Origin of the sequence: Pantoea wallisii, assembly GCF_002095485.1 — a bacterium.
GTDB classification, from domain to species: Bacteria; Pseudomonadota; Gammaproteobacteria; order Enterobacterales; family Enterobacteriaceae; genus Pantoea; species Pantoea wallisii.
The window spans coordinates 1-9,750 of record NZ_MLFS01000097.1 but is presented as its reverse complement, the minus strand read 5'-3'; the positions used below and the strand labels follow the sequence as shown (position 1 = coordinate 9,750).

Annotated in this window: 7 protein-coding genes, 3 pseudogenes and 1 riboswitch; of the genes and pseudogenes, 8 read left to right on the top strand and 2 right to left on the bottom strand. The window is 58.6% G+C overall.

Annotated elements, in window-relative coordinates; genetic code table 11:
- Nucleotides 1-67: 67 nt before the first annotated feature.
- From bioF to bioD, 3 genes and pseudogenes are all read left to right on the top strand, one after another.
- Nucleotides 68-1,129, top strand: coding sequence for an 8-amino-7-oxononanoate synthase (gene bioF, locus HA48_RS21175; RefSeq protein ID WP_128603074.1), 1,062 nt, complete (start codon nt 68-70; stop codon nt 1,127-1,129).
- Nucleotides 1,113-1,867 (top strand): annotated as a pseudogene (gene bioC, locus HA48_RS21170) (malonyl-ACP O-methyltransferase BioC). Before bioF ends, bioC begins: the two are co-directional and overlap by 17 nt.
- A complete protein-coding gene (gene bioD / locus HA48_RS21165) occupies nt 1,864-2,535 on the top strand; it encodes a dethiobiotin synthase (protein ID WP_128603073.1) in 672 nt (223 codons plus the stop codon). The pseudogene bioC and the gene bioD overlap by 4 nt, the downstream one beginning before the upstream one ends.
- Nucleotides 2,536-2,686: 151 nt before the next feature.
- Here bioD and HA48_RS21160 read toward each other — a convergent pair whose 3' ends face one another.
- A complete protein-coding gene (locus HA48_RS21160) occupies nt 2,687-3,403 on the bottom strand; it encodes an ATP-binding cassette domain-containing protein (RefSeq protein ID WP_128603072.1) in 717 nt (238 codons plus the stop codon).
- Between the two features lie 906 nt (nt 3,404-4,309).
- Between HA48_RS21160 and uvrB the strand changes: the two are divergent.
- Nucleotides 4,310-6,330: pseudogene (uvrB, locus tag HA48_RS21155) on the top strand (excinuclease ABC subunit UvrB).
- 79 nt (nt 6,331-6,409) lie between these two features.
- Here the strand turns inward: uvrB and HA48_RS21150 are convergent.
- Nucleotides 6,410-7,312 carry a gluconeogenesis factor YvcK family protein gene (locus tag HA48_RS21150; RefSeq protein WP_128603071.1) on the bottom strand — a complete coding sequence of 301 codons (903 nt, stop codon included), beginning with the start codon at nt 7,310-7,312 and terminating at the stop codon, nt 6,410-6,412.
- A 191-nt stretch (nt 7,313-7,503) separates the two neighbouring features.
- Nucleotides 7,504-7,640, top strand: a riboswitch (molybdenum cofactor riboswitch).
- On the opposite strand from HA48_RS21150, the pseudogene moaA reads away from it, so the two are divergent.
- The 4 genes and pseudogenes from moaA to HA48_RS21130 all read left to right on the top strand — a co-directional run.
- A pseudogene (gene moaA, locus HA48_RS21145) lies at nt 7,629-8,614 on the top strand (GTP 3',8-cyclase MoaA). (Overlaps the previous riboswitch by 12 nt.)
- 16 nt (nt 8,615-8,630) lie before the next feature.
- A complete protein-coding gene (moaB, locus tag HA48_RS21140; RefSeq protein ID WP_128603070.1) occupies nt 8,631-9,146 on the top strand; it encodes a molybdenum cofactor biosynthesis protein B in 516 nt (171 codons plus the stop codon).
- Nucleotides 9,147-9,148: 2 nt separating this feature from the next.
- Nucleotides 9,149-9,634, top strand: coding sequence for a cyclic pyranopterin monophosphate synthase MoaC (gene moaC, locus HA48_RS21135; protein WP_128603069.1), 486 nt, complete (start codon nt 9,149-9,151; stop codon nt 9,632-9,634).
- Nucleotides 9,627-9,750 (top strand): MoaD/ThiS family protein (locus tag HA48_RS21130; protein WP_208613163.1); only part of this gene is annotated, 124 nt, incomplete at its 3' end. The genes moaC and HA48_RS21130, both read left to right, overlap by 8 nt.

Here is a 9,750-nt window from a genome sequence, read left to right as displayed (position 1 = left end):
CAGGCGCTGACCCGCGCGCCGCGCCGTCGACGACTGGCGCCAGCGCCGGCGCGTAGACCACAACAGCGTGCGTGAAATTACGCTGGAGGGGCAGCGCTATCGCCACTTCTCCAGCAATGATTATCTCGGCCTCAGCCAGCATCCGGCGGTGATTGCGGCCTGGCAGCAGGGTGCAGCCGAGAGCGGCGCGGGGGCCGGCGCGTCGGGCCACGTGACGGGCTACAGTCGGCATCATGCGCAGCTTGAAGAGCAGCTGGCGGACTGGCTGGGCTATTCGCGTGCGCTGCTGTTTATCTCCGGCTTTGCCGCCAATCAGGCGGTGATCCATCTGCTGGCAGAGAAAAACGATCGCATCATTGCGGACAAACTGGCGCATGCATCGCTGCTGGATGCCGCCAGCCACAGCCCGGCAACGCTGCGGCGCTTTGCGCACAATCAGCCGGCGAGCCTGGCAAAACTGCTGGCAACGCCGTGTGACGGCGGCACGCTGGTCGTGACCGAAGGCGTGTTCAGCATGGATGGCGACAGCGCACCGCTGGCCGCGATCGCTGCCGAAACGCAGCGTACCGGCAGCTGGCTGCTGGTGGATGATGCGCACGGTATTGGTGTCACCGGCGCCGGGGGGCGCGGCAGCTGCTGGCAGCAGCAGGTGAAGCCGGAGCTGCTGATCGTCACCTTTGGTAAAGGCTTTGGCGTGAGCGGTGCGGCGCTGCTGTGCGATGCTGCGACAGCCGATTACGTAGAGCAGTTTTCGCGCCATCTCATCTACTCAACCGCGATGCCACCGGCGCAGTGCTGTGCGCTGCTGGCGGCGCTGCAGCAGATCCGGCAGGGCGATGAACGGCGCGAACGGCTGCAGGCCAATATTGCGCAATTTCGTGCCGGGGCGGCCACGCTGCCCTGGCAACTGCTGGCCTCCGGGAGCGCCATTCAGCCATTGATCATTGGTGAAAACCACGCGGCGCTGACGCTTTCGCAGCAGCTGGCGCAGGCCGGTTGCTGGGTCAGCGCGATTCGTCCACCCACCGTGCCGCCCGGCACGGCCCGGCTGCGTATTACGCTGACCGCCGCGCATCAGCCCGACGATATCGATTATCTGCTGGAGGCGCTCCATGACGCTGCACATTAACAAACAGGCGGTCGCGCAGGCGTTTGGCCGGGCAGCGCAGCACTATGAACAGCACGCAGAGCTGCAGCGGCAGAGTGGCGATGCGCTGCTGGCGCTGGCACCGGCCGGTTTTGGTCCGCACCTGCTGGACGCCGGCTGCGGCACGGCTGGTACAGCCGCTACTGGCGCGATCGCGGGCGCACGCTGACCGCACTGGATCTCTCTCCGGCGATGCTGGCAGCCGCCCGGGAGCAGGCGTCAGCAGACGCGTATTGCCAGGGTGATATTGACGATCTGCCTTTGGCGGATGCCAGTGTGGACGGCGTGTGGAGCAATCTGGCCGTGCAGTGGAGCAGCGACTTACGCACCGCACTGCAGCAGTTTTTGCGCGTTACCCGTCCCGGCGGCAACGTGCTGTTCTCCACGCTGCTTGACGGTTCGTTGCAGGAGGTGCATCAGGCATGGGCAGCGCTGGATGGCCGCCGCCACGCCAACCGTTTCCTGAGCGCAGCGCAGTGTGCTGACGCCGCAGAGGGCCTGGCGCTGCACGCCACGCAGGAGGTTATCACGCTGCACTTCCCCAGCGCGCTCAGCGCGATGCGCTCGCTGAAAGGCATCGGCGCCACTCACCTGCACGATGGGCGCAGCAACACGTTACTGACGCGTCAACAGCTGGCGCAGCTGGAGCAGTGCTGGCCACAGGATGCGCACGGCTATCGCCTCAGTTATCACCTGATGTATGGAGTTCTACAGAAATGACACGCTGGTTTATTACCGGAACCGATACCGAAGTAGGAAAAACCGTCGCCAGCGGCGCGCTGCTGCAGGCGGCCAGCGCCGCTGGCTTGCGGACTGCGGGCTATAAGCCGGTGGCCTCCGGCTGCGAGATGACGCCAGAGGGTATCCGCAACAGCGATGCGCTGGCGCTGCAGCAGTACAGCAGTGTGGCGCTAAGCTATGAACAGGTGAATCCGCTGGCGTTTATGGAGCCGACCTCGCCGCATATTGTCAGTGCCGGGGAGGGCAGGCCGATTACGTTTGCGGCGCTGTCAGCGGGTTTGCGGGCGCTGGAGCAGCAGGCCGAATGGGTTTTGGTGGAGGGCGCCGGAGGCTGGTTTACGCCGCTTTCGGAGACGCAAACCTATGCCGACTGGGTTGCAGTTGAGCAGCTGCCGGTGATTCTGGTGGTCGGCGTAAAGCTGGGCTGCATCAATCACGCCATGCTGACGGCAGAGGCGGTGAAAGCGCGCGGCCTGCGTTTAGCCGGGTGGATCGCCAATGATATTCAGCCGCCGGGCAAGCGTCATGCCGAGTATATGGCAACCCTGCGGCAGCGCATTGATGCCCCGTTTTTGGGCGAGATCCCTCATCTGCACGATGCAGCGCAGCAGGCGGAGTGCGGGCGTTACCTGACCCTGCCACAATGAGATGAGCGGTCGCCATAAATGACGACCCGACAGGCATCTGAGCTGGCCGCACCGCGGTTAACGCATCCGTAGGGTGCGCATTCATGCGCACCTGGCATATCATCAACGGTCGCCATGAATGGCGACCCTACAAGTTTCGGATGTCTGTACTTTACGTCACCGTTAACCACTTGCTCACCGTCACATCATCCAGCTGCGCTACTTTGCCTTGTGCTACATTGCGGCCACGGTGCAACAGCAGAAAATAGTCGGCTACGCGACGGATAAACGACACCTGCTGCTCAAGCAGCAAAATGGTCAGGCCATAATCGTGATTCAGGCTACGAATCAGATTCCCCATCTCCTCCTCCAGCCACGGCGACATCCCTTCGGTTGGTTCATCCAGAATCAGCAGTTTTGGCTGCAGCACCAGCGCCCGTGCGAGTGCCAGCTGCTGCTGTTGATCCATTGGCAGATCGCCGCTGCGCTGATGGCGCAATGAATAGAGCGCCGGAAACAGATCAAACACCATGCCGGGGATCGTGCGGCTGCGATCGTCCTGTGCCGCCAGCAGTGCGATCAGCAGGTTATCCTCCACGCTCATCTGCGAGAAAATGTGTCGCCCCTGGGGCACATAACCGATGCCCATGCGTGCGCGCTGCTCGCCGGGCTGCAGCAGCAAATTCTTCGGCGGCGAGCCATCCTCCTGCCAGGTCATTGAGCCACTATTGATCGGCAAGCGGCCCATAATACAGTTCACCAGCGTGGTTTTTCCCATGCCTGCACTGCCCAGCACGCCGGTACAGGTACCCGGCGGAAGATCCAGGTCCACATCCCACAGAATATGGTTCTGACCGTAAAACTGATTCACCGAACGTAAACTCAGCATCTGACACTCTCCTTCCAGATTATTTGCCTGAATGCTCCCGCTCTGTGTCGTCTGGCATACAGTCGTGCACGATTGATGTTGGACACTGCTTCATCGGTGCCGCAGCCGTTATGGACTTTTTATCCATTGCGTAAACCTGTGCAATTCTCAGGCCAGGGTATGCAGAGAGGCACAAACAGGCAGCAGAGCGTGCAGAATGCTAATAAAGAATCAGTTTTTCTTAACAATCACATCAGGTAATAAACCGGCTGCACTTTGACGGTGCTGACTGCTTAACGTTTCTGGTGCATCTGCGCGTTTATAAGGCAGGTACTCCATAAATAAGTGGCTTTTCCGTAAGGCTTATTGCGCTTTTCAACACAACAAACAGGCGCAAAGAGAGGTTAATGCGGCGCAGGCAGGGGGATAAATAGACGCAAAAAAAAATTTTTCGCACAGCCGGAAGGGGATGGGGAAAATTATACACAGCCGATGGGCTCAGGGCTGGATTCACTTATCCACTATTCCTGTGGATAACCTTGTGCATTAGCGACTGAAAACCGGGCGCAAGCGAGGAAATACGCGGCCTGCATACATTCTGCTGAGAAACTGGGCTTAAGAGCCAATGCCATTAAAATCAGCGGGTTATTTAAAATCAAGCCTGAGAATTGTCTGCCTTGTCATCAGAGTGCAATTTAATGACGTTCTATTGACAATTGTTAAAACCGTTACTCGCCTGGGGATAACCTTGCGCAACATACGCTATGCGGCTTCCGCTTCAGGCAGGCTAAAGCGAATCACGGGCTTTGCCGGTCATCGTGCAGGATATCTGTAATTATATCCAGTATTTTTTTCTGGCAAAATCGCCATAGCAGAGTAGAATTATCAGCCTGCCAGCCGACTTCTTCAGCAGGAACCGCAAAAACCATGAGTAAAGCCTTCAAACTCAACTCCGCTTTTAAACCATCAGGAGACCAGCCTGAGGCGATCCGTCGTCTGGAAGAGGGGCTGGAAGATGGACTGGCGCACCAGACGCTGCTGGGGGTTACCGGTTCGGGCAAAACCTTTACCATCGCCAACGTGATCGCCGATCTCAATCGCCCGACCATGGTGATGGCACCCAACAAAACGCTGGCTGCACAGCTGTACGGCGAGATGAAAGAGTTCTTCCCGGATAACGCGGTAGAGTTTTTCGTCTCGTACTATGACTACTATCAGCCTGAAGCCTATGTGCCCAGCTCCGACACCTTTATCGAAAAAGATGCGGCGGTTAACGAACATATCGAGCAGATGCGTCTCTCCGCCACCAAAGCGATGCTGGAGCGCCGCGATGTGATCGTGGTGGCCTCCGTATCAGCTATCTACGGTCTGGGCGATCCCGATCTCTACCTGAAAATGATGCTGCACCTGACGCGCGGCATGATCATCGATCAGCGCAGTATTCTGCGCCGCCTTGCTGAGCTGCAGTACACCCGCAACGATCAGGTGTTCCAGCGCGGCACCTTCCGCGTGCGCGGTGAAGTGATCGATATCTTCCCGGCGGAATCGGACGATATCGGCCTGCGCGTTGAGCTGTTCGACGAAGAGGTCGAGCGCCTGTCGCTGTTCGATCCGCTCACCGGCCAGGTGGTTTCAGTTGTGCCGCGTTTCACCATCTACCCGAAAACGCACTACGTGACGCCGCGTGAGCGCATTCTGCAGGCGATGGAGGAGATCAAGGATGAACTGGCCGTGCGCCGCAAAGTGCTGCTGGAGAACAATAAGCTGCTGGAAGAGCAGCGTATTACGCAACGTACCCAGTTTGACCTTGAGATGATGAATGAGCTGGGCTACTGCTCAGGCATCGAAAACTACTCGCGCTACCTCTCCGGACGCGGGCCTGGCGAGCCACCGCCAACCCTGTTTGACTATCTGCCGGCCGACGGCCTGCTGGTGATTGATGAGTCCCACGTGACCATTCCGCAAATCGGCGGCATGTATCGCGGTGACCGCGCGCGTAAAGAGACGCTGGTCGAGTACGGTTTCCGCCTGCCTTCGGCGCTGGATAACCGTCCGATGCGCTTTGAAGAGTTCGAAGCGCTGGCACCACAGACCATCTATGTATCGGCGACGCCGGGCAAATATGAGCTGGAGAAGTCGGGCAGTGAGGTGATCGATCAGGTGGTGCGACCTACCGGCCTGCTCGATCCGATCCTCGAAGTGCGCCCGGTGGCGACGCAGGTGGACGATCTGCTCTCTGAGATCCGCAAGCGTGTTGAGATCAATGAGCGCGTGCTGGTCACCACGCTGACCAAACGCATGGCGGAAGATCTCACCGAATACCTCGAAGAGCACGGCGAGAAGGTGCGTTATCTGCACTCCGATATCGATACCGTGGAGCGCATGGAGATCATCCGCGATCTGCGCCTTGGCGAGTTTGACGTGCTGGTCGGGATCAACCTGCTGCGTGAAGGGCTGGATATGCCGGAAGTGTCGCTGGTAGCGATTCTGGACGCGGATAAAGAGGGCTTCCTGCGCTCCGAACGCTCGCTGATCCAGACCATCGGTCGTGCGGCGCGTAACATCAACGGCAGGGCGATTCTCTACGCTGACAAAATTACGCCATCGATGCGCGGGCGATTGAAGAGACAGAGCGCCGTCGTGAGAAGCAGGAGCGCTACAACACTGAAAACGGCATTGTGCCGCAAGGGCTTAATAAGAAAATCACCGATATTCTTGAGCTCGGCAAAAACGTGGTGAAGACGCGTGGCAAAGGCAAGACGGCGTCGCGTACGGCTGCTGAAGCGGAGGCAAACTACCTGGCATTAACGCCCCAGGCGATGCAGAAGAAGATTCACGAACTGGAAGGGCAGATGCAGCAGCACGCGCAGAATCTGGAGTTCGAAGAGGCGGCGCAGGTGCGCGACCAGCTGCATCAGCTGCGTGAGCTGTTTATTGCTGCTTCCTGATGCGGTGTGATACCTGCAAAGCTGGCCGTCCGGCTGGCAACGGTGCGCATAAGGCGCACCGCTGTTTTGCGGCGGGCTATCAAAACGCCTGAATGGCATGCTCCAGCGCCACGCGCAGCAGCTGTCTGTCGTGCCGGTATTTGATATCGGCGGCCTCCAGCGGTTCGCGCACAATAACGCGATCTTCCACGCCGTGCACAGCCGTTGACGGGCCTACCACAACCGCATCAATGACCCGCTTACCAATGGCTCTCTCCATGATTGCCAGCTTATCGGCTACCGTCAGGCTGGCGGCGGCCGGGCTCAGCTCACGGCCGAGATTGCCGATAAACACCATGGTGGCGGGCGTGCGACGCAGCGCACGCGCCATCTCCTCCATCAGCAGGATGGGCATCAGACTGGTGTAAAAGCTGCCCGGGCCGATCAGAATCAGATCCGCTTCAGCAATGGCATCCAGTGCTTCACGCGTAGGCAGCACATTGGGGTGCAGCATCAGCTCTTCCGGCGCCTGCTTCATTTCATCAATGGCGGTTTCGCCGTACACCATATTGCCTTCGCTATCCTGCGCCACCAGATCCACCGGCTGCTCGGACATCGGAATCAGAAACGCATCGACCTTCAGCAAATTGCGGATGATGTTGATCGCCTCCAGCGGGCGTACGCTGAGGTGGTCCAGCGCTTTCAGCATCAGATTGCCCAGATTATGGCCCGCCAGCTCACCATTGCCGGCAAAGCGGTACTCAAACATCGCCGAGGCGATGCTGGGCTCGGTGATCAGCTGATTAATGCAGTTACGCATATCGCCCCAGGCAATGCCGCCCTCGGACCGGCGGATACGGCCGGTAGAGCCCCCGTTGTCGGTAGTGGTCACAATGCCGGTCAGGCGCGAGCCAAGCGGGGCCAGCGCCGACATTACGCGGCCAAGACCGTGCCCACCGCCCAGTGCCACCACGCGATCTAAATCTGCCAGGGTACGATTCATGCTGCTCCTTAAGGTCCAGCCTGCCGTTGAGGCGAGGTTGAACTGACGTATATCAATATCTGTCGCGCATTTTAACGTATCCTGTCGCGAAAATGCGGTGAAATAACGTTATGTATCAATATATATAGCGAAAATCGTTAATGGCGGCCACGAACAAATCGCGCTACCATCGTGTTAACCGTGTTGTCCACAATGACAACAAACTCCCAAGCCTTGCTTTCCTAAGTCGTGTGATATGGAAGCCTGGCCGCAGCCGCGAGCTGCCAGGGTGCAGAAAGAAATGCCTGCATCTCCCGTACATTGGAAAGGTGTTCAGGTGCCACAATTTACTGATGCTTATGCACGCAGTTTCTACTATCTGCGTCTCTCGGTCACGGACGTGTGTAACTTCCGTTGTACCTACTGTTTGCCCAACGGTTATAAGCCGCACGGCACGAATAACAAAAGTTTTCTTTCGCTGGATGAGATCCGTCGCGTGACGCGCGCCTTTGCGGCAGCGGGCACTGAAAAAGTGCGTCTTACCGGCGGTGAACCCTCTATGCGCCGTGACTTCACGGAGATCATCGCTGCGGTGCGTGAAAACGCGTCCATCCGTCAGATTGCCGTCACCACCAATGGCTATCGTATGGCTCGCGACGTGCACGCGTGGCGCGATGCCGGCCTGACGCAAATCAACGTCAGTGTCGATAGCCTGGATGCCCGTCAGTTCCACGCGATTACTGGCCAGGACAAGTTTGCCGAGGTGATGGCCGGTATTGACGCAGCGTTTGAGGCCGGCTTTGAAAAAGTCAAAGTGAACAGCGTGTTAATGCGCGATCTCAACAGCCACAGTCTGGACACTTTTCTGGCATGGATTCGTACCCGGCCGATTCAGCTACGCTTTATCGAGCTGATGGAAACCGGCGAGGGCGGCGATCTGTTTCGGCGGCACCATATCTCTGGTGAAGTGATTCGCGATCGGCTGATCATGCAGGGCTGGCAGCGCCAGCTACGCGGACGCAGTGACGGCCCGGCGCAGGTATTCCGCCACCCGGACTATCAGGCGAAATCGGGCTGATCATGCCGTATGAGAAAGATTTCTGCGCCAGCTGTAATCGCCTGCGTGTTTCGGCCATCGGTAATCTCCATCTCTGTCTGTTTGGCGACGGCGGCGTGCCGCTGCGCGATCTGCTGGCTTCCGATGCGCAGCAGGATGAACTGCAGGCGCGCATTGCTTATAGCCTTGGGCAGAAAAAACAGACCCACTTCCTGCACCAGGGCAATACCGGCATCACGCAGAATCTCTCTTTTATTGGTGGCTAACACAGGAGTTACGGCCATGGGTAAACCTACCGGCGAATTTGTCGCCTTACATGTTGCGGTGATGACCGTCTCGGACAGCCGCGACGCCAGCAGCGATACCTCGGGTGATTATCTGCGTGAAGCCCTGGCGGAAGCCGGGCACCAGGTCGTGGATCGGGCGATTATCGCCGACAACCGCTATCGCATTCGCGCCACGGTATCGCGCTGGATTGCCAGCGACGATGTACAGGTGGTGATCATTAACGGCGGCACCGGCTTTAACAGCAAAAACAGCACGCCGGAAGCGCTGTTACCGCTGTTCGATCGTGAGATCGACGGCTTTGGCGAACTGTTCCGCATGATCTCATACGAAGAGATTGGCAGCTCGACATTGCAGTCGCGCGCCGTGGCGGGGTTAGCCAATCAGACGCTGATTTTCGCCGTGCCCGGTTCGACCAGCGGCTGCCGCAGCGCCTGGGAACGCATCATCGAAGAACAGCTGGATGCGCGTACGCGTCCCTGTAATTTTGTCTCTCATCTGAAGAAGTTGTAAGCATGTCATCCTTAACTCACATCAATGCCGCAGGCGAAGCCCACATGGTGGATGTCTCTGGCAAAACGGAAACGGTTCGTGAAGCCCAGGCCGAAGCGCTGGTGCTGATGAGCCCGGAAACGCTGCAGATGATCCTCGAAGGCAGCCACCATAAAGGGGATGTTTTTGCCACCGCGCGTATTGCCGGTATCCAGGCGGCGAAACGCACCTGGGAGCTGATCCCGCTCTGCCATCCGCTTATGCTCAGTAAAGTGGAAGTAACACTGCAGGCCGAGCCGGAACAGAGCCGCGTGCGGGTGACATCGCGCTGCCGCCTGACCGGAAAAACCGGTGTTGAGATGGAAGCGCTGACGGCGGCGTCGGTGGCGGCACTGACCATCTATGACATGTGTAAAGCGGTGCAGAAAGATATCGTGATTGACCAGCTGCGCCTGCTGAGCAAAAGCGGTGGCAAATCCGGTGATTTTCAGGCGGTGGCCCATGATTAAGGTGCTGTTTTTTGCCCAGGTGCGAGAGCTGACCGGTACCGATGCGCTGACGTTGGCGGCGGAGTACGCTGATGTGGCGGCGCTGCGCGCGGCGCTGGCGCAGCGCAGCGATCGCT